The sequence below is a fragment of the Candidatus Cloacimonadota bacterium genome (genome assembly GCA_012516855.1).
In the GTDB taxonomy this organism is placed as follows: Bacteria; Cloacimonadota; Cloacimonadia; order Cloacimonadales; family Cloacimonadaceae; genus Syntrophosphaera.
In genome coordinates this window covers 1-19994 of sequence record JAAYWB010000012.1, presented here as the reverse complement: position 1 = coordinate 19994, position 19994 = coordinate 1, and the positions used below count along the sequence as shown (strand labels likewise).

The following is a 19994-nucleotide window of genomic DNA, read 5'->3' as shown; positions in this document are numbered from 1 at the left end:
TTAGTCCTTATGATTCTGAAATTGGGTAGTAAACGTTTTCCTCGCCGGGGAAGGCGCCGGAACGCACCTCGGCGCAATACTTATTCAGGGCTGAAGTGATGGTCTCGTCCAGGCTGGCATAGGATCGAACAAACTTTGGCTGCAGGTCAGAATGGCCCAGCAGGTCGTGATAAACAAGCACCTGGCCGTCGGTGTAACGTCCCGCGCCAATGCCAATGGTGGGGATGGATACGTTTTTGGATATTTCTTTGCCCAAGCCTTCAGGGATGCCTTCCAGCACCAGCATGAAGACGCCTGCCTTTTCCAGGGCCAGGGCCTGGCGCAGCAAGGTTTCATGGGCTTCGGGGGATTTGCCCTGCACCCTGAAACCTCCGAAGCGGCGCACGCTTTGCGGAGTTAGGCCAATGTGGGCACAGACGGGGATTTCGCATTCCAGGATGGCAGCTATGGCTTCCAACCGCTCTTCCGAACCCCCTTCCAGCTTCACGGCATCCGCGCCGCCTTCAATGATCAGGGCGGCAGCGTTGGCCTTGGTGTCGTCCAATCCCAAATGGTAGCTCATGTAGGGAAGGTCCGCGATCACAAAGGATTGCGGCGCTCCCCGGCGCACTGCGGCGGTGTGGCTGACCATGTCGTCCATAGTTACCTTCAGCGTGTTTTCATAGCCCAGAACCACCATTCCCAGGCTGTCGCCAACCAGTATGATGTCGATCTCACTGGCCGCCGCGCAACGCGCCATCGAATAATCGTAGGCCGTTACCATTGTGATCTTGGTGCTCGCCTCTTTTAGTTCAAGGAACGAATGCACGTTTTTAAGACTGCTCTTTTTCATATATCTGTCCTTGCCCGGCTACTGACTCCGGGATGTATTATCAATGTTTCCCAAATCGGCAGGTACAGCTTCCTGTTTTCCAATATTTCTGCAGAATGGTGCCGGGGAATTGAGAAAAATACAAAAAGACAGAACTCAATCCAACCTATATCTTCACCGCAACGTTCGGAAACTCGCAGCAGGAAGTTGGTTTGAGTTCCATTGAAGATCTGAGCCACAATTCCCCAAGGCAGAACCGCGTCAACCTTTTTCTGCTTCAGACAACTTGTTTCTTGCGCCAAAAGGAATTAAACATGCTGAAACTACGCTTCAAGCCGCTGCTTCTATTGTCCGAACTCAATTCCCGTCACCGGATTCGTTGGCGTCGCCCTCAGGCTCGAAGAAATCGTCGCTTTCCTGGCTGTCCTCACGGCTGAGGTAATCTCCGGCAAAGCCACCTTGGTTGATGACCATGTCGTAAATCACGCCTCCGTGCCGGTACCAACCCAGAAAACGTCCGTTAAGCCGGCCCTGGCGGTAGTTGGCACTCATCTGAGGAGCGCCGTCAGGATACCAGAGATACATGGGACCCTGCTGCAGACCGCGTAACAGACTCATCACACGGGATAGGTTACCATTTTCAAAGCGCTCATAGGCGATTCCCGTAAAAGGCGTTCCATCCTTTAGCCAGACCTCGTTTTCCAAAGTGATCTCGCCAATGGGCACAGCTATCTTGGGCAGTACGAAGGTGTTAACCAGTTCGTACTCGTCCGTGCTGCCCTGAGCGGCAAGCATGCCCATAACCGATAAGAAGACCAGCGTTAACAGCAGGGGAAAGTGGATGTTGATGTGTTTTCGCATTATCGCTTCCTATGAGTTGAATCTTTTAGCTATACACTATAGTATTCATCAGAGTGTCAGCACCATTCAGAATGGTGGGCAAAACGCTTGCCGGTCAGAACGTTACTTCTCCGGGACCGGGGATTTGTTTGATTGCCCCGCCTTCGTTCATGTCACGGCAAGGTCCGGCCTCGATTTCCCCGCTATCGGTGTATCCGCGCTGTTCCCAAAATCCGGGTACGTAGTATTCCATCAATTCCACCTTCACAACCGATTTGGCGGATTTGTAGCCCCAGAGATAGGGAATGAAAGCCCGCACCGGTCCACCATAATTTTCATCCAGATACTGGCGGTTAAAGCTGTGGGCGAGCAGGGATTTTTCCAAGCGGGTTATGTTTATGGGAATGGAGGTGTCGTAAACTTCACCCACCGACCAAAAGCGGACGAATTTGCAGCTTGGTTTGGCGCCCACCTCATCCAGCAGGGTGGAAAGCGCGACGCCCTTCCACAGACCTCTTGAAGACCAGCGGGTAACGCTGGTCAGGCGGCCGTCAACTTCTGTCTGGGGCAGGGCGTTCAGCTCTTCCCAAGAGAAGGAGCGAGGTTTGTCACAAGACCCGGTGACCGTGATCACCCAGTTTTCCCGGTCCAGTTTGCCGGGATGGCCTTCCGCCCAAAAGACGGGGGTGTTGATGTTGGCTAATGTTTTCAAGGTGTCTCCTTGCGTTGTTTTATCAGTTTTTCCGGTGCAGGCCTGGGTGAAGAATAACAGGCTTAAAACCAGGGATGGCAACGCCATGCGGGTCATATTATCTCATTGTGTTTAAGAAACAGGCTGGCGATGATATCCGTGGGCAGAATTGAGGGCGTGCCGCGTGTTTTGGCCAGGGTTTCGGCTGTTTTACCCAGCAGAAATGAAGCCTTGATCGCAGCGGAGGGAATGCTTTCATTTTGGGCAAGGAACGAACAGATGATTCCGGCCAGAACGTCGCCGCTGCCTCCGGTGGCCAGTCCGTCGTTGCCGGAAATGTTTACCAGGGTCTGATCAGAGTCGTGATAGACGCTGTAATGACTTTTCAGCAACACGCGCGCGGAACGTTCTTTCACAAAAGCCCGCAGGACACCAAGGCAGTCTTGCAATATCTCGTCTTTGCCGATCTTGGCCAACCGGGCAAATTCGCCCCAATGCGGGGTTAGCAACACGTTTGGTTTGGAAAGGTACTTGTATAAAGCCGGGTTTTCGGAAATTAGGGTTATCGCGTCTGCGTCAACCACCAGCGGGGCTTTTAGGTCCCTGAGCATGATCTTTAGCAATTGGAGGGCAAAATCGTCTTGCCCCAGCCCGGGGCCGATCAACACGGCGGAAGCCCCTTCCACAAGCCGCAGCAGCGCTTTGGTGTCCGGACATCCGGTTTTTGGACTTTCAGGAATCGTTCGGGACATGGCTTCCGTTAGTTTGAGCGCGTAAACGGCTGCCAGTTCCTTGCGATGAACCACATAGGCATAACCGCAGCCCGCGCGCAGAGCGGCATGGGCAGCCATCGCCGCGGCTCCAGTGAACCCCGGGATGCCTCCAAAAACGAAAACTCTGCCATAATCGTTCTTGTGCCTGTTCGCCAATCTCAGAGGCGGGCGAAAATCCTCCTCTTGGAAGAGCAAGACTGTTTCCAGGTTTTCATGCATGTAAGAAGGGATGCCGATATCCACAACGTGAATCTCGCCGCAGGCTTCCCTGCCAATGCCGGTGACGTGGCCGATCTTCATACTGTCCATGGTGATGGTGCCCTCTGCATAGATGGGATTCAGTCCGAAGCCCGTATCAGCGTTTAGCCCAGAGGGGATGTCCACAGAGACAGTTAAAGGCGAGTAGGAGTTGATGAGCTCGAAAAGTTCATCCAGCCAGGGTTTCAGATCTCCTTTGAAACCGATACCGAATATGGCATCTACCACAATAGATGAGTTTTCCAGGAAACTCTGGACAAGAGACAGGTTTTTGGAAGAGCTGACCTCGATGATGGGTATGCCGAGTTTTCGGCAGAGCTCCAGATTGTCTGTGGTTTCAGGGCTGGAACTGCCTTTGCCGACACAGATGATATTAACCTCGCAGCCCCAGTTTGCCAGCCAGCGGGCGATTACAAATCCGTCACCGCCGTTGTTGCCGCTGCCGCAGAAAACGCAGACAGGACCGGTCAGTTGCTTTGGATAGTGGTTGGCAATGATTTCGGCGCAGGCTTTGCCAGCTGTTTCCATCAACAACCGGGAAGGAAGGCCAAAGTCTTTGATGGCGCGATTGTCCAAGTCTTTCATCTGGGTGGAACTAAGCAGCGGGCGCATATTAACTCCTATTTGTAAAGTTCTTTTACAAGTTTGATTTCGAAGGTTGTGCCTTCATTCAGAGTGCTTTCCAGCACACGGATGTGACCTTTATGATATTCTTCGATGATGCGTTTGGCCAGGCTGAGTCCCAGACCCCAACCTCGGGTTTTGGTGGTCACGCCGGGTTCGAAGATTTTTTTCCACTGAGAGTGGGCAATGCCCTTGCCCTCATCGCGAATATGCACGTAAATGTGCTTTTTATTCTGGGTAGCAGTTATAAAGATGTTTCCGCCTTTTTGGGACATGGCATCTACGCAGTTTTTGATCAGGTTTTCCAAAGCCCATTTGAACAGGTCTTTGTCCAGCATCACCTGCACACCTTGGATCTTGGAAATCAGATGGATGTCGATGCGGGAGGCCAAATGGGGCATACGGGCCTGAAAATAGGAAACGCTTTCTTCAAGCAAAGCGTGGAGTTCCACCGGCTTGAGATTGGTCTGCGAGCCCACCTTGCCAAAACGGTTGGCATTGTAGCTCAGCAGGTTGAGGTCCGTGGTCATCTGGTCCAGAACCTTATCGTATTCTTTCTGGCTCATTGTGCCGGGAGGTGTGCTGCGCAGGCGTTCCAGCCAGCCCAGTAGCGATGTTATCGGAGTGGCGAACTGATGTGAGGTTTCCTTAGCCAGTCCGATCCAGAGGGTATCCTTCTCCGTGCGGTGCAGCAGAATCAGCCCATAGGCTCCAAAAGCCAGGATCAATATGAGCAGAAGCAGTTCCAGGATCACCAGGGAGCCGATACGGGACAATGATTTGGGCGTTGTGAAATAGATATATCCCAACTGTTCAGAGGCTTGGGCAAGCGGCACCTCGGTCATCCCGGACATTTTATCTCTTAGTAGTTTCCGGGCTTCGACCGGCGTCTGATCCCAGCTTAGATCTTCAGCTATGTCCACATTGCGCCAGTAGAGTGGCCTTTTCTCACGGTCAGTTACAACCACCGAATAGTCGATCCCCTTGATGAAATCCTGAAGTGACACAGGCCGCGCGATATAAACATAGTTGATCACTTTGCCGCCTTCGATCAGTTCGCTGCGGTTCATGCGCTCCATTTCCTGTCTAAGCAGCAACCTGTCAGCTTCGCTAAGGTCCTCGTAGCTTGTATCGGAAGAGACCTGCACCTGGTTCCAATACTGGGGAATGGTATCGGCGTCGGTGATGATCACCGGGATGGGATTTTTGCCGGGGAAATCCAGGAACATATAATCGCTGATGGCTTCCTGGAAATCGACCTCTTGCAGCAGTTCAAAGCGTTTGGAAGTGATCTCTGCCAGCATCTGGGTGTATTTCTCGGATTGCCTCAAATAGCTGTCTGTGTAAGCGATGTACTGGGCAAAAATGCGGGGTACATATTCTTGTTCGCGTTTGGCGTTTTTGATCAGGATCTGGGCATACACGGCAAAAGCCGCGAAAATCAGCAGCAGCCCCATGATCAGATAGAGGCGCAGGGCCTTGAAATTATCTGTCTTCTTTCGCGATATCCCAGAGGAGGTCGAGTTCTTCAAGGTTTGCCTCATGGATGTCGTCTCCGTTTTTCCGGTAGTGCTCTTCAATGAAGTTGAAACGTTTGTGGAATTTCCGGGAAGTTTCCTTCAAAGCGCTCTCGGCATCGATATGCAGCTTGCGAGCGAGGTTCACCAGCGTAAACAGCATGTCTCCCAATTCTTCCTTGATCTGTAGATGATCCTCGCTGGACAGAGCTTCGTCCAGTTCCTTGCGCTCCTCATCCAGCTTTGCCAATACGGGTTTCAGATTCGGCCAGTCGAAACCAACCGAAGCCGCCTTTTCCTGTGAACGCTGGGCGTGGATGAGCGCTGGCAGCGCTCTGGGAATTCCTTCCAAAACGCTCTTGCGGTCTTTCTTTTCACTTTTCTTCAAGCGTTCCCAGTTCATCTTTACGTTGTCCGCATCGTTAACCTCAAGCTGCCCAAACACATGTGGATGCCGCCGCACCAGCTTGTCATTTATGGCACGCAGCACGTCGGTGATGTCGAACCGCTGTTCCTCAGTCGCTATTTGGGCCTGAAAAACTATGTGCAGCATCAAGTCGCCCAGCTCTTCCATCAAGCCTGTCTCGTCTCCATCCTCGATTGCCTCCACAGCTTCGTATAACTCCTCGATGAAGTTTGGCACCAGGCTTTGAGAGGTTTGTTTGATGTCCCAGGGACAGCCGGACAGAGGTTCGCGCAGCTGCGCGATGATATCCACCAAATCTTGAAATTCTTTCATTGTTCCTCGTTTATACCCCTGGCGCGGGAGAGCATGTACATCAAGCTTAGCGTGATCCAAAAGGCCAGCGCCACCGAGTATTGCTGAATGAAGATATCGGTAAGGCAGGCGATCAGCAGGGCTATGACACCAATCAGTACAATGCGGTGGAAGTTGCCCGCGTCCGGTTTCACCACCCTCAAATAATACTTGCGTAAAACCGCCACGATCACGTAAAAGTAACTTATGAAACCAAATACACCCAGTTCCAGCCAGATCTTGAGCGGCAGGTTGTGGGAATGTTCAGCGTAGAGCATGTCCATCGGTACGGCGCCGGCGTACCAGTCTTTCCAGACGTCAATTCCAATTCCGAACCAGGGATGGCTTGCGATTTGCTGTAGTGAGTAATACCAAGCCAGAAAGCGGATGAAGATCGAATAGTCGAAAGTCAGTCCCAGTTCGATCCGGCTTACCATTGAAGACGGAATGATTAGTGGCACCAGCAATACAAGACCCATCCCAAACAGCCGCATCCGCTTCATTTTAAGCATCAGCAAAAAGAACCCGGCAAACACAGCCACCAGAGTGACGCGCGTGTAGGTGTAGAGCATGCCCAGCAGTACCAACAGAGCGCAAACATACCATAGATAGCGTTCCGACGTCTTACCGGCCTTCACTCCCAGGGCGATGCTGAAGAAGAAGGCCAGAAGGTAAAAACCGTTGATGGTCATAGCCGTGATCCAAAGCGATCCGCAGCGTTCACCCGGATTGAGGATGGCCATCGGCACACCTATCACCGCCAGAAAGGTCCCGATCAGCGCTATCGCCTTCAGCCACAGCATGTAATCCGTCTTCCGGGCGCTGCTATTGGCCGCGATCAGCATGGCGATAGCCGGCAATACTGCAGTGGACAGGAAATAAAGATATGCGTACCAATCACTCCGGGCTCTGGCGATTCCGTAAATAGCAGTGCCCATCAGCACTGCCAGTATCACGGGATAAGGGATAATGAGCTGCTTCAGCTTTCCGCGTTGGAATTCCAGCAGCAGTGTGAACAGCAGGATAAACAGCACACAAACAAAGGCTGTGGGCAGCGGTTTGATGAAAAACAGAGTCGAAAACAGCAGGCTGTTGCGCATGCTAACACCAAACAGCAGCACGGTTAGCAGCCAGGCGCTCAAAAACGCGCCAATGAAACCGAACTGCGGAAGTTCCATCCCCTGCGCGGCTGCCGCGGCTGCCAGCACCAAAGTAGCGGTGCCAAGATACGCAAGACCGGGGGCCAGATGCTTCAGGATCATTGTGAAAGCCCTGTCAGAGCTCTTTTTTGATCTCCTGCAGCCGCTCTTTGTTTTGGTCAAAGACGTTTTTGATCAACGTGAGGATCACCGCTGCCACCAAAGCCAGCCCGAAAGCAATCAGGCAGAGCATTGCCCGCTTGGGACGAACCCGCATCCCAGCTTCTCGCGGAGTGTCCAGAATGTCCAATGTGGGCATGTCACGCAGCTCTTCCAACCGGGCTGCCTCGAACTGAGGATAGAGGAATTCAAAGACTTTTAACTGGATTTCCAGGTTCATTTTCAGTTGGGCAAATTGGGTGCCGAGGCTTGGCAGGCTGTCTATATCGATCAAATATCGTGGCTTAAGCGCTCCGCTTCCGGCTTCCAGATCCCTGATCTGCCGGCCCAAAGCATCGCTGCGGGATTTCAATTCAGCTACAATCGGTGAGTCCGGCGCATAGTTTTTCCTCGCCAGTTCCAGCTCGATGTCCGTCTGCATCTTGGCTGCGATCACATCGGAATATGATGAGATCAGCGATTCCGTTTGAGTTTCGATATCGATGGCGTTGTGTTTGGTCTGGAAATCCTTCACCGCGTAAAGCAGGGAATCGATTTCCGCTTCTGTTTCGCGCACCCGGCCTTCCAGAAACTCGCGGTTCATCTTGCCCTTGGTGAGTTTCTGCTCCTTGTTGTAGATTTCCAATTTCTGCAGATAGTAGTCCACCATGTCGCGCGAAAGCTTTTTCCTCTTGGTTTCCGCGCTTACGCTCACCAGCCCCGTATCGGTGCTGTAGTCGATGCTCATGGTCTTTTTGCGCAGTTTTTTCAGGGCCAAGTCCATCGCCTTCAGCGAATCCTTTTCGGTTATCTTGTAATACTCGATAAGGTGGAAGCGGCGGATCACATCTTCGGAAAAACCTCTGGAGCGCATCGCAGAAACGGAGTTGATGGCATTTTGCGCGTTGTCGGAACCCAAAAGCTTGGAGGTGAGCCCACTCAAACCTTCAATGTTGAAAGGCAACGCGCTGGCCTGGTCTCCCACCACATAAAAACTGGCGCTGGATTCCCAGACTTGTGGAGTCAGCAGGCTGTAAATCACAGCCCCAATGCTCACCACAGCCACAAAGATGATGATGAACCTGCGGTTTTTTATCACTATTCTCAACAGTTCAAAGAAGTCGAACTCTTTTTTGTCCATGGCTTCCATCCTAGTTCAATCCAACCCTTATCTCAACTGGCGCCACCGAACTGGGCCAGATATCCCGTCAGGGGAGTTGGCAAGTCCACCCCTCCCGTGGCATTTTGATAGTTTTCCAGCAGCGCGATGAACAGCCGCGGCGTTGCCAGCCCCGATCCGTTCAAAGTATGCAGGAAGCGCGGTTTTCCGTCTTTGTCCCGGTAGCGGATATTGGCGCGACGGGCCTGAAAATCATCAAAATTGCTCACTGAGGAGACTTCCAGATATTTGCCCACTCCCGGTGCCCAGACCTCGAGGTCATAGGTTTTCGCGGAGGCGAAGCTCAGATCGCCGGTGCAGAGCTGTACCACGCGGTAATGCAAACCCAGCGCCTGAAGGATGCGCTCGGCATCCAGAAGCATCTCTTCCAAAGCATTATAGGAACTCTCCGGCTCCACCAGGCGCACCATTTCCACTTTGTTGAACTGGTGCAGCCTCTGCAGGCCGCGTGTGTCCTTGCCGTAGGAGCCTGCTTCGCGCCGGAAACAGGGCGTGTAAGACACATATTTCAGAGGCAGTTGGTCCTGCCGGAGCACCTCGTCCGCGTGAAGGTTTGTCACCGGCACTTCCGCTGTGGGAATCAGAAACAGGTCATCCAGGTCCACCCGGTACATATCATCTTCCAATTTTGGAAGTTGCCCGGTTCCGGTCATAGTTTTGCGGTTCACCAAAACCGGCACGGACACCTCGGTGTAACCGTGTTCCCGTATGTGAAAGTCAAGCATGAAATTGATTAAAGTCCGTTCCAGCGCGGCGCCCCTGCCAGTGTAAACCGGAAAGCCGGACCCGCTGAGCTTGGCGCCCCGGGGAAGGTCTAAAAGCCGGTTCCGTTCAGCGATTTCCAGGTGGTCAAGGGGCTCAAAGTCGAAACAGGGTTTGCTGCCCCATTCCCTGACTATCTGATTTGCGGATTCGTCGGAACCCACCGGCACAGAGGGATGAGGAACATTGGGGACTTGCAACAGCAGGTTTTCCAGCCGGGCGTTGGCTTCGTTCAGGGCAGTGTTCAGGGTCTTGATTTCATCCGCCACCACGCTCATCTCCTGCAGTAAATCTGTTGCGTCTTCTTTGGCCTTCTTCTTTTGGGCGATGGTCTGGGAAACCTGGTTTTGCCTGGCTTTAAGCTGGTCAAAGTCGAACTGCAGTTTGCGCCGCAACTCATCTGCTTCCAGCAGGGCATCCAGGTCCGCCTTTTCATTTTTATTGCGGATCGCGTTCCGGACCAATTCCGGATTGGCGCGAATAAACTTTATATCCAACATGTTTAGTATCCTTGGCTTACCTCAACGGCGATGCCGATCATGGCTTGAAAGGATTCAACTTGTAAAGACGCGCCGCCGATCAGGCCTCCGTCGATGTCTTCCTGACGCAGCAGTTCCCGGAGGTTTGCGGGTTTCACGCTACCGCCGTAGAGGATGTGGATATTTTGCGCGGTCTCTAGCCCATAGCGGTTTTGCAGCCAGGCGCGGATCAGGGCGTGAACTTCCTGGGCTTGCTCGGCGCTGGCGGTTTTTCCTGTGCCGATCGCCCACACAGGCTCATAGGCTATCACGGTTTCCTTGCCCGCGGGCATGTCGATTTGCTCAAAGCAGCCTTCCAACTGCTTCAGGATCACCTGCTTCGTTTCGCCTTGCTCGCGCTGCTCCAGGGTTTCGCCGATGCACACGATCGGGGTGATCCCGTTTTCCCGTAGCCGAAGCAGCTTTTCGCGGATCAGGGCATCCGTTTCAGCATGGTACTGGCGCCTTTCGGAATGGCCGATGATGCAGTGAGTTATGCCCAGTGAACTCAGTTGTGCCGCTGAAACCTCACCGGTGTAAGCGCCTTCATTGTGACTGCTGACATCCTGGGCGGCAATGGCCGCAGGAAGGTTCCGCAGGATATTCCGGGCCTGCGCCAGAAAAGTATGGACCGGCGCGACCAGAGGCAAAACCCGCTCCGCGTCATGCTCCTTCAGGTATGAGGCCAATTCCCGGCAGAAATGCTCCGTTTCGGAAACGTCCTTGTTCATCTTCCAGTTGCCCGCGATGATGATCTTGCGCATGTTTAAACCACCTATCTTGTTATCATTGAAAAATCACTTGGAAAGAAATGCCCGGATTCGTCAAGGAAATTGTGTCAACGCCGTGACAATGGCACAGGAAGACGGGAAAAACCAAGCTTGCAAAATGCCGCTCCGGAAAGTAAGGCCGGAGTAGACATCAAGAACCTTACGTACTCTATCTGTCTTTGTATCAACCTGCCTGGCAAGATGTTAGCAAATGTGAAACCCCCACCAAAACCGCTGCCACGATCAGGAACAATTGAAAGAAAGTGATGCCACGGCGTTTGTGTCTGGAGGCGACTATTACTTGATCACGCAAACGGATGATCAGGCCGCTGATCAGCAGGGAAAATAGCAGGATCAGCACAATCTCGGACCAGCGAGGGATACGGCTTATGCTCCTGGTCACATTGAAATTATCGACCAAGCTGCCGGTCATTTCTGACAGGACAGGCTGCAGACGCTGGATAGTGGTCTCCTTGCCGCGCAGCGTGAAAGTGAAGCTACGGCCCTCTCCGTTCACCGTTAGGGAATAATAGCTCCAAACTCCCGGCTGGCCGGGATTGGTGACGCTCGCCGTGAGGACCAGCATTCTTTTCAGCCCCTGCCTCACATAGCTGGTTTCCAGCGTCTTGACCAGCGCGCCAGGCGGCAACAGCATGGTTTGGAACCTTTTCTCCAGAAGGTTCATGGCGTCGGCATCGAATCTGTCTATTACTGGGCCAAAGTTTATCATAACCAGCCCAGTATCTTCTTCGCCGCTACTTTCCATGAACGCGGCCTTGATCACCAGGCTGTCGATCTGGTTGAGGACGAAGTTTGTGTGCGACCTAGCCAGCGAAAGGCTGTCAGCGCCCGCGGGCAGCAGTTCGGAACGGGCCGCCTCGGTATTGCTCCGGTCCAATCTGAGCCAGGCCTGCGGATATTCATGCTCGAAATTCAGCGTGCTTCTGTAACGCACCATGCTTGGCAACGATGATTCCGCCACCAAAAAACCCATGCTACCCGTCAGCATTACAATCAAGATGGCCAAGCGGATTGTCAGCCTGCCAAATCCCATCCACTTTTTGCCTCTGAAAATCATTATAGTAACCTCGTAGAAACTAACAATGTGTTGCCGAACATTGTTTTTTACTCGCCAATAGTTGTCAACCTAAATTTCGCTTTGGCTATATGCTGTCCTGTGGGTTTTTACCTGCATGCCTTCTACTCGCGGTTGAGGTCAAAACAGACCTCTGATATCCCCATCTTCTTCCACGTCAATGGTTTCGGCAGCCGGATGTTTCGGCAGTCCCGGCATGCGCATGATTTCACCTGTGATCGGCACCAGAAAGCCGGCGCCACTGGAAATCACTATCCTGCGGACGGTCACCAAAAAATCCTTGGGGCGTCCGATCAGTTCAGGGTTGTCGGAAAGCGATTTCTGGGTTTTGGCGATGCAGATTGGCAGCTTGTCGTAACCGTATTTGTTGATTCTTTTCAAATCGGCTTTTGCTTCCATGGTATAGTCAACATTCTGTGCGCCATAGATCTGGCTGGCGATGGTGAATATCTTATCCTTCACCGGGCTGTCCCAGTCGTAAAGGCCGTGATAGTGGCATATCTCATTGTCCACCATGCCGATCACCTGCTCTGCCAGCTCCAAGCCGCCTTTCCCGCCCTCTGCGTGGTAATTCACAACGGATGACTCAAAGCCTTTGGAGGCAACAAAATCGCTCACCAGTCCGATTTCCTCGTCTGTATCGTTTGGAAAGCGGTTGATGGCCACGATTGACTTCATGCCGAATTTGTCGATGTTCTCCAGATGCTTGGCTAGGTTTTCCAGTCCGGCTTCCACGGCTTTGGGATCAGGTTCGTTGATATCCTTTAATCTCTTGCCGCCGTGAAGCTTGAGAGCCCGAATCGTGGCTACCAGCACCACGGCATCCGTGCAGAGTTTGCCATAGGGGCACACCAGATCGAAAAACTTCTCCGCGCCCAGGTCGAAGCCGAAACCCGCTTCCGTTATAACGTACTCCGAAAGGCGCAGCGCGGCTTTGGTGGCGATGATGGAATTGGCGCCCTGGGCGATGTTGGCAAATGGACCTCCGTGAACGAAGGCAGGCGTGTTTTCTGTGGTCTGCACCAGATTTGGCTGCAACGCGTCTTTCAGCAGGGCGGCGATCGCGCCCTCGTAACCAAGCTGATTCACGTGCACCGGCTCACCGTCAAAGGTGAAGCCGACAGTGATGTTGCCGATCTTTTCCTTCAATTCCTCCATGTTGTTTGACAGGCAAAGAATGGCCATGATTTCGCTGGCGGGGGTGATGTCAAAACCGTCTTCCCGCGGAAAACCTTGTTTGCTGCCTCCCAGTCCGATCACGATTTTGCGCAGCATGCGGTCATTCACGTCCAGCACTCTTTTCCAGGTGATGCGCCGGGGATCGAGGTTGAGCTCGTTGTTAAAATAGATATAGTTGTCCACCAGCGCCGCGAGGGTGTTGTTTGCGGTGGTGATGGCGTGAAAATCGCCCGTGAAATGCAGGTTGATGTCCTCCATCGGCAAAACCTGGCTCCAACCGCCGCCAGCCGCGCCTCCCTTGATGCCGAAAACCGGTCCCAGAGAAGGTTCACGGATGGCCACTATCGAGCTTTTGCCGCTCAGGTTCAGCGCCTGGGAAAGACCGATGGCAACGGTGGTTTTCCCTTCTCCCGCGGGGGTGGGGGTGATGGCCGAAACCAGGATAAGTTTCCCGGGCTTATTGTCTTTGATCCTCTCCAAAGCGGAATAGCGCACCTTGGCCTTGTACTCACCGTAATGTTCCAAATCCTCCGGCGCCAGGCCGATTCCAGCCGCGATGGCATCAATCGGCTGCAACTTTATCTTTCTTGCGATTTCTAGATCAGTGGGCATTCTGTGTCTCCTTCCCTGTTTTTTAGATAAGTTAGCCACGTTTCCGGGACAGGCAAACCCTCTTGACCGACCGTTTGAATTTCCCGATCTGGCACAATTCTCCGAAATCTTTATGTCTCCTGAACAATAAAAATCAGTTTCTTCTCTGCAAAGCCATACTTTGGAGACAGCTATTTGGCTTTATCTACTACAAGTTGACCATGTTTCGGATAGTCTGGAGAGCGACGAATCATCAGTCGATGTAATATGGATATGGGCAGAAAGAACCGGTTGAAAATACTCTGTCCAAAAGACAGGGATCTGTGAGGCAAAATAAAACTTGACAAGGAGTTGAAACCATAGCTTTTTGTACGTGAGGGTAAAAAGAGTAAAGGAGCTAAAAAGATGAGCAAGAGCTTTGCTTTCGCGCTGGCCTGTCTGTGGCTGGCTGCTGCATGCCTGGGGGCAGAAGCGGATGTGCCGAAGGCCCTTCCCGAATCATTTTCGCGCCCGGTGGAGCTGATGTCAACGCCTTCACCGGAAAAAGCTTCGTCAGACCAAAAGACCACGCCATCCTGGATCTTTAGCAAACTTCCCACCTCGATCATACATAGCTACTACGACTACATGATCGGCAGCTTCAACAACCTGCCCCTTAACCTCATCCCCTCCAGCGCTGGCGGCGGTTATTTCCTCACCTGGACAGGGCGTGGCACACCCGGCGGCGAACGCATGCCCTATTACGGCTATCTCGGCTACGATGGAAACATGGTCAACGCTGCCCGGATCGAAACCCAGAGCAGCGGCGCGCACGGCATGCCGGCAATGGTGGTGGACCCCGTTAGCGGAAAGCCTTTCTACGCCTGGACCCAGTTTGTGGACTCGGACCCGGAAGCCGAGATCGTGCTCGCCTCAGATGCTTTCATAGCCGGCATTGCCGGTTTGTTCAACCCTCCCCAGATCGTCATCGACAACCCCATCACCATCACCGCTCCGGACGGGACTGTGACCACAGACAACGTTTTCTTCTGGCCCAGCCTGGCTATCGGTCCCTCCCCGGTGACGAATGCGCGCAGGCTTTATCTGCTGGGACGGCAGAACTGTAACGTCTATCTGGCCATGGCGGATTTCACGGCCGATGATATCGAAATGGAGACCCCCCTAAGCTGGCAGTACACCAGCGTTCCGGAACTCAACGCCTGGGCGCTGGAAGCCGAGCCGCGCAGGACCCATCTGGCCCTGGAGGCGGACCCCGCCGGCAATGTCATCCTGGCCGGATATCACGACGGCGATGAGGTTGAGAATGATATCGACATCTTCGTCTGCGGCTTTTTTGGGGAGGGAGACTGGACGCGCCACAGCTTCAGCAGCCGGATTTCCACCTGGAATCCAGGCGACTATTTCTCCGATGACGAAGGCGTTCCCTACACGGATGACGAACTTCACTGGGAACTGATGAACTCCGGCCATCTAAACGCCACCCTGGACAGAAGCGGCAGGCTGCACATCGTGGGTCTTTGGGGCCTGGCCAACGCGGATGGCGGGTTTTACTCTCTCCTCCAGTTCGTGAAGGAAGCAGTTTTCAACCCTGGTGGCGGCAATTTCGTTATCAACGACATCTTTCCCAAAAAAAGTCCCCTCGATATCTTCAATGCCTGTTACACACCCTGGGACAGGGAATATCCTTTCGGCGAGGTGGATGAATTCATCTACGATCCGGTGAACGAAAGCTATTATCCCCTCATCAACCAGGACTGGCCTTTCCCCCACTGGGACCAGACCGCCCATGAAGGCAGCATGATGTATTACTACAACAACATCAAGGTCACCCGCGCCAACCCCCAGGGCCAGTTGGCTGTGGTCTGGCAGGATTCAAACCGCGCCCGTTCATGGTTCGCTTACCAAACCCCGGGCTATGAGGCTTGGGAACACACACCTGAAATCTATATAGCCTATTCGGGCTGTGATGGCTACTATTGGTTCGACCCGATCGTGCTCAACAACGTGGAGATTCCCGAAATGGCGAATATCAAGCCGATGTGGGTCTATCCCGCTGACCAGATGCTGTTCACGGGCTATAGTGGTGGAGGAAAAATGGGGAAACTGGGCTTGATGTTCTACAACGATTTCACCTGGGGCGCGAATGTTTTGGACCCGCCCTACCATCCTGATCCCGACGGTGGCGAGGTAATGTTTATGGAGCTGGTGATCATTGATGATTCGGAAGCCGACGATCCCGGCCAGATGCCCGCTCCGGCGATTCTGGCGCAGAATTGGCCCAATCCCTTCAATCCCAGCACCAGCATCAGTTTTGAGCTGCGGCAGCCCGGCCAGGCCCGGCTGGAAATCTTCGACCTCCGCGGAAGGCTGGTGACCACCCTGCTGGACAAAGAGTTGGGAACAGGGATACACATCGAGGACTGGGACGGAACCGACGCGAACGGTGCCCCGGTGGCCAGCGGAGTCTATTTTTACCGCCTCAGCGCAGGAGGAACGAGCGTCAGCCGCAAAATGCTATTGCTGAAGTTACAGCCCAATCCCTAAGGTCCTGCCGGTCACGTCCTGAGCGCCCTAATCCATCCCTCTCTCAAGCCTCCCGTAAAATACTCGCATCAAGTGCGGGAATTATGCGGGAGGCACACCTGGAACACAGGTCAGGGCCTTAACGGCCGGTCGGCATCGCCAGGCAATATGCTGGCATCGAGAGAGGAACAGGCATCGACGCCAGCAAAGAATAATAACTCCAAAATATCCTGCCGCCCATGCTCACTAATTTCGCTGGACGCCAGGCTACATGGTTTCAAAGCATGGCGTAAAAAACCTTGGTAAGCGCCTTTAGGTGTTTGGCCACGATCTTGTCGCGGATTGCTTTGCCTGGATGGATTATACTGATCCCTGAAGTGTTTGCGCCGCCTATCTCCACAAGAAAGGCCTTTGTGCCGTGCATGTGGAAAAAGTAGTTGCGGGCTGTTCCCATGCGGGTTCCCGGGGCAGGACTGACCTCGTATCTGCCGCGCAGGTAATCCTTGGGAAGCAGTCTGGCATAGGCACGGGCGAAATCCTCAAGTTCCTCATAGGCTTTCACTTGCCTGGCATTTTCCCGGTCGAGGGCGGGCAGGAATATCTTTTCGCTGAGGGCGCCGGAGGGTGAGCTGTGGTAGAAAATCGCGTAGTCGAAGCTCTGTTTCTGGGCCAGTTGGATAATAGCCAGGATTTCCTTTTCCGAGGCGGGCTCAGGCCCCTTATAGTTCTGGTGGTGGGGAGGCGGGGAGTCGAAAGCTTCCCAGAAAACCGGGTAATTGCGGTTGAGGTCAACTCCGTCTTCGTGGAGGTCCAGTTTGCCGTTGGCGTTGGTGTCGCGGTTGTTTTTGCGTTTGCTGGAGCTGAGGCCGGCTGAGACCACGCGGTGCCCTTCAGGATTGAGGGTGGGCACGATCCAGAAGCGGTAAAAGTCGAGGATGGCGTCTGTCTTTTTATCCTCACGGCTTTTGGAGGCCAGTTTTTCCGCCCAGTCCAGCACGACTTCCAGGCCCAGCACCTCATCGCCGTGATGCTGGCCGATCAGCAGGACGTTGCTTGTGGCGTGGGGACGGCCGATGTCCAGACAGTAGATAGGCAGGTTTTCACTACTGCTGAAGCCGATGATGTTCAGCCGCACAAGGGCGGGATTGAGGTCCATGATCTCCTGAAGGCGCGCAAACATCCGCTCGGAACGCAGATAAGCCTCATCCAGGGGATAAACGTTTCCCCGCGTTCCGGCACAGGCTGAGGCCAGCAGGGCGATCAGCAGCAGGCCCAGGCGATGATAGGGTCTTTGTAACATAAAACCACTTTACGCAAGCGCATCTTTCCGTCAACCTATTTGCGGCGCCGGCGCAGCAAGCGCGCAACATACATCTTTTCAACATACTTCTTGACAAGATGGAGCCTTGAGATTGAATGAACCTAAGAAGAGGTTTTAAAATCGTATGTGTACCCGATACAAAGAGATATGTGATCTGACTATCAACAATTTCAATAAAATAGCATCTGCACGCCCAGATGCTATTTTTTTATCCCGGAGGCAGCATGAACAGTAGTGAAATCATTCGCCTGGCCTTGGCCGAGGACATCGGCAGCGGAGATATCAGCACTGCCTATCTGGAACTGGAGCCCGTTCCTGAAAAGGCCTTCATGATCGCCAAAGCCAAAGGTGTGCTGGCCGGGCTCGATATCGCCCGGGAGGTTTTCCTCACGGTGGACAAAAGCCTCAAGATCACGCTGTACAGCCGGGACGGCGACGAGGTGACGCCAGGCTCCGAGATCATGCGCGTGGAGGGAAATCCCGCCAGCATCCTTCAGGGCGAGCGCACCGCGCTGAATTTTCTCCAGAGGATGAGCGGCATCGCCACCCTTACCCGCTCCATGGTTCGCGAGCTTGAGGGCACTTCTGTGCGTTTGCTTGACACCCGTAAAACCACACCACTTTTGCGCGGTTTGGAAAAATATGCCGTGAGGGTGGGAGGTGGCTTCAATCACCGCTTCGGCCTCTATGACATGGTGTTGCTAAAGGAAAACCACATCCGCGCCTGCGGAGGCATCACCGAAGCTGTCAACCGGGTGAAAAAACACAATACCGCCCACAAGATCGAGGTGGAGGTAACCAACATCCAGGAACTCGAAGAGGCGGTCTGCGCCGGAGTGGACAGGGTGATGCTGGACAACATGAACCTCACCCAGATCCGCGCCTGCGTGCGCCGCTTCGGAAAAAAGGTGGAGCTGGAAGTATCGGGCGGAGTTACCCTTGCCAACATTGCCAAACTTGCCCTGACGGGCATACATTATATCTCCAGCGGCGCTTTGACGCATTCCTACCAGTCGCTGGACATCAGTCTTTTATTCAAGGAGTGACGATGGAAGAACAACTGCGCACCCTGGCCAAAATGCAAAAACTGGACGACCAGATCGGTGCCCTGAGGCTGCTGCAGCAGCAACTGCCCAAAGAACTTAACGATATCATCGAGCGCGTGGACCAGTCCGCCGCGAACCTGCTGAACAGCCAGGCCGAACTTGCCGAGACAGAAAAGAAACAACGCGCCTTGGAAGGCGACATCAAACAAAACCAGAGCACCATCCAAAAATACACCACCCAACTCACCGAGATCAAGACCAACAAGGAATACAAGGCCCTGAACAGCGAGATCGCCTATCTGAAAGACAAGATTTCGGAACTGGAAAGCCAGCAACTCGAATTGATGGATGAGGAGAATGCCGCCAAACAGAAGGTGGAGCAGGACAAGCAAGACCTCGAAGCCGCGGAAAAGACCAAACGCGACCGCGAGGGCGACCTGCGCAAGAAAATTGAATCCCTTGATGCCGAGATCGACAAGCTCCGCGCTGAACGCACCCTGCTGGCCAAGACCCTGCCCCAAAACCTCGTGCGCCAATATGCCAACATGATAAAGAACAAGGGCAACTGCGCCGTGGTCTATGCTCGCAACGGTGCCTGCGGCGGTTGCGGTTATGTGATTCGTCCCCAGATCCGCATCGAGCTGCAGCTGCGCAACAAGGTGAATTTCTGCGAAAGCTGCGGGCGCATCCTGATGGAGGAATTTAAGGACCTCTAACCCCCTCTAATGCAGGCCGTAACCTGTTTGGCCAGCAATTCTTTAATGGGATTGGCAATTTATTGCTTGACAGAAAAGCAGAATGACAGGATTAGATTTTTCAAGCTCCGAAGGTGGGCGTTCATAGAGTGTTAGAAAATTTGGGAGGTTCGATTGAGAACCGATGATATACAATACATAAATGTCAATATCAGGCACGGACGGGGCATCCTTTTCTTTCAGGGCTCTGCCGTCCGGCGCACTTTGAGTATTAACCCGAGAATATAAAAATGGGAAAAGGAGATATCCTATGAAAAAACCCCTTCTTTTCACGCTGCTGCTGATTTTTGTGATCGGCATGTTCAGCAATGTCTATGCCCAAGTCAACGTTACCATTGGTACTGGGACCTCAACCAACACCGAGACCGGTGTTCCGGCCCCCTATGGAACTTGGTACAAGAGTTTCCGCCAGCAGTTTCTGCTACTGGCCACGGAAATCGAGGACGCGGGCGGTGGAGCGGGCAACATCAATTCAGTGGCCTTCAACGTGGCCAATCTGAATACCTGTTCCCCGATGCCGAACTACGCAATTCGTCTGAAACACACCACCCAGACCAGCCTTAGCACCACATTTGAGGTTGGGGACTATCAGACCGTGTACACGCAGGCAGAGTTCATGCCCGTGGTTGGCTGGAACACCCACACCTTCTCGACTCCCTTCGTCTGGGACGGCACTTCGAACAT

Annotated in this window: 16 protein-coding genes and 1 pseudogene; 4 read left to right on the top strand and 13 right to left on the bottom strand. The window is 53.4% G+C overall.

The genetic code is table 11. The features are described from left to right. Window positions 1-7: 7 nt before the first annotated feature. The 12 genes from panB to GX466_00820 all read right to left on the bottom strand — a co-directional run bounded on the left by panB (window position 8) and on the right by GX466_00820 (window position 13686). Complete coding sequence (panB, locus tag GX466_00875; GenBank protein ID NLH92766.1) at window positions 8-832, bottom strand: 3-methyl-2-oxobutanoate hydroxymethyltransferase; 825 nt, start codon at window positions 830-832, stop codon at window positions 8-10. 336 nt (window positions 833-1168) lie between these two features. Next, the gene (locus GX466_00870; protein ID NLH92765.1) at window positions 1169-1672 is read right to left on the bottom strand and encodes a hypothetical protein; all 504 of its coding nucleotides are present in this window, start codon (window positions 1670-1672) and stop codon (window positions 1169-1171) included. A 94-nt stretch (window positions 1673-1766) separates the two neighbouring features. Then, window positions 1767-2450: a molybdopterin-dependent oxidoreductase gene (locus tag GX466_00865; protein NLH92764.1), complete on the bottom strand. Its 684-nt coding sequence runs from the start codon at window positions 2448-2450 to the stop codon at window positions 1767-1769. Window positions 2451-2455: 5 nt separating this feature from the next. Further along, entirely contained in the window at window positions 2456-3985 is a 1530-nt protein-coding gene (locus GX466_00860) for an NAD(P)H-hydrate dehydratase (GenBank protein ID NLH92763.1), read from the bottom strand. Window positions 3986-3993: 8 nt separating this feature from the next. Beyond that, window positions 3994-5445 carry a HAMP domain-containing histidine kinase gene (locus GX466_00855; GenBank protein NLH92762.1) on the bottom strand — a complete coding sequence of 484 codons (1452 nt, stop codon included), beginning with the start codon at window positions 5443-5445 and terminating at the stop codon, window positions 3994-3996. Between the two features lie 37 nt (window positions 5446-5482). Continuing rightward, window positions 5483-6253: a nucleoside triphosphate pyrophosphohydrolase gene (gene mazG / locus GX466_00850; GenBank protein ID NLH92761.1), complete on the bottom strand. Its 771-nt coding sequence runs from the start codon at window positions 6251-6253 to the stop codon at window positions 5483-5485. Beyond that, on the bottom strand, window positions 6250-7533 hold the full coding sequence (locus tag GX466_00845) for an O-antigen ligase family protein (GenBank protein ID NLH92760.1): 1284 nt from the start codon (window positions 7531-7533) through the stop codon (window positions 6250-6252). The genes mazG and GX466_00845 overlap by 4 nt, the downstream gene beginning before the upstream one ends. Window positions 7534-7546: 13 nt before the next feature. Continuing rightward, window positions 7547-8710: a hypothetical protein gene (locus GX466_00840; protein NLH92759.1), complete on the bottom strand. Its 1164-nt coding sequence runs from the start codon at window positions 8708-8710 to the stop codon at window positions 7547-7549. 32 nt (window positions 8711-8742) lie between these two features. Continuing rightward, window positions 8743-10011, bottom strand: coding sequence for a serine--tRNA ligase (gene serS, locus GX466_00835; protein ID NLH92758.1), 1269 nt, complete (start codon window positions 10009-10011; stop codon window positions 8743-8745). A gap of 2 nt (window positions 10012-10013) precedes the next feature. Continuing rightward, on the bottom strand, window positions 10014-10793 hold the full coding sequence (locus GX466_00830; protein ID NLH92757.1) for a triose-phosphate isomerase: 780 nt from the start codon (window positions 10791-10793) through the stop codon (window positions 10014-10016). Window positions 10794-10983: 190 nt separating this feature from the next. Then, on the bottom strand, window positions 10984-11877 hold the full coding sequence (locus tag GX466_00825; GenBank protein ID NLH92756.1) for a hypothetical protein: 894 nt from the start codon (window positions 11875-11877) through the stop codon (window positions 10984-10986). Window positions 11878-12015: 138 nt separating this feature from the next. Then, complete coding sequence (locus tag GX466_00820) at window positions 12016-13686, bottom strand: formate--tetrahydrofolate ligase (protein ID NLH92755.1); 1671 nt, start codon at window positions 13684-13686, stop codon at window positions 12016-12018. Window positions 13687-14070: 384 nt separating this feature from the next. On the opposite strand from GX466_00820, the gene GX466_00815 reads away from it, so the two are divergent. Then, window positions 14071-16209 (top strand): T9SS type A sorting domain-containing protein, encoded by a 2139-nt coding sequence (locus tag GX466_00815; GenBank protein NLH92754.1) that lies wholly within the window; start codon window positions 14071-14073, stop codon window positions 16207-16209. 256 nt (window positions 16210-16465) lie between these two features. Here the strand turns inward: GX466_00815 and GX466_00810 are convergent, their stop codons facing one another. Next, complete coding sequence (locus tag GX466_00810; GenBank protein NLH92753.1) at window positions 16466-17488, bottom strand: hypothetical protein; 1023 nt, start codon at window positions 17486-17488, stop codon at window positions 16466-16468. A 245-nt stretch (window positions 17489-17733) separates the two neighbouring features. Here GX466_00810 and nadC point away from each other — a divergent pair, with 245 nt between their 5' ends. From nadC to GX466_00795, 3 genes and pseudogenes are all read left to right on the top strand, one after another. Beyond that, window positions 17734-18555: a carboxylating nicotinate-nucleotide diphosphorylase gene (gene nadC / locus GX466_00805; protein ID NLH92752.1), complete on the top strand. Its 822-nt coding sequence runs from the start codon at window positions 17734-17736 to the stop codon at window positions 18553-18555. A gap of 2 nt (window positions 18556-18557) precedes the next feature. Then, on the top strand, window positions 18558-19271 hold the full coding sequence (locus GX466_00800; protein NLH92751.1) for a hypothetical protein: 714 nt from the start codon (window positions 18558-18560) through the stop codon (window positions 19269-19271). Between the two features lie 349 nt (window positions 19272-19620). Continuing rightward, a pseudogene (locus GX466_00795) lies at window positions 19621-19994 on the top strand (hypothetical protein).

Excerpts from the sequence above, each read along its gene's own strand:
- mazG (NLH92761.1), bottom strand. The coding sequence starts at position 6,253 with ATGAAAGAATTTCAAGATTTGGTGGATATCATCGCGCAGCTGCGCGAA.
- GX466_00810 (NLH92753.1), bottom strand. The coding sequence starts at position 17,488 with ATGTTACAAAGACCCTATCATCGCCTGGGCCTGCTGCTGATCGCCCTG.
- GX466_00830 (NLH92757.1), bottom strand. The coding sequence starts at position 10,793 with ATGCGCAAGATCATCATCGCGGGCAACTGGAAGATGAACAAGGACGTT.
- serS (NLH92758.1), bottom strand. The coding sequence starts at position 10,011 with ATGTTGGATATAAAGTTTATTCGCGCCAATCCGGAATTGGTCCGGAAC.
- GX466_00845 (NLH92760.1), bottom strand. The coding sequence starts at position 7,533 with ATGATCCTGAAGCATCTGGCCCCCGGTCTTGCGTATCTTGGCACCGCT.
- GX466_00840 (NLH92759.1), bottom strand. The coding sequence starts at position 8,710 with ATGGACAAAAAAGAGTTCGACTTCTTTGAACTGTTGAGAATAGTGATA.
- GX466_00815 (NLH92754.1), top strand. The coding sequence starts at position 14,071 with ATGAGCAAGAGCTTTGCTTTCGCGCTGGCCTGTCTGTGGCTGGCTGCT.
- GX466_00825 (NLH92756.1), bottom strand. The coding sequence starts at position 11,877 with ATGATTTTCAGAGGCAAAAAGTGGATGGGATTTGGCAGGCTGACAATC.
- GX466_00870 (NLH92765.1), bottom strand. The coding sequence starts at position 1,672 with ATGCGAAAACACATCAACATCCACTTTCCCCTGCTGTTAACGCTGGTC.
- GX466_00820 (NLH92755.1), bottom strand. The coding sequence starts at position 13,686 with ATGCCCACTGATCTAGAAATCGCAAGAAAGATAAAGTTGCAGCCGATT.
- GX466_00860 (NLH92763.1), bottom strand. The coding sequence starts at position 3,985 with ATGCGCCCGCTGCTTAGTTCCACCCAGATGAAAGACTTGGACAATCGC.
- panB (NLH92766.1), bottom strand. The coding sequence starts at position 832 with ATGAAAAAGAGCAGTCTTAAAAACGTGCATTCGTTCCTTGAACTAAAA.
- nadC (NLH92752.1), top strand. The coding sequence starts at position 17,734 with ATGAACAGTAGTGAAATCATTCGCCTGGCCTTGGCCGAGGACATCGGC.
- GX466_00800 (NLH92751.1), top strand. The coding sequence starts at position 18,558 with ATGGAAGAACAACTGCGCACCCTGGCCAAAATGCAAAAACTGGACGAC.
- GX466_00865 (NLH92764.1), bottom strand. The coding sequence starts at position 2,450 with ATGGCGTTGCCATCCCTGGTTTTAAGCCTGTTATTCTTCACCCAGGCC.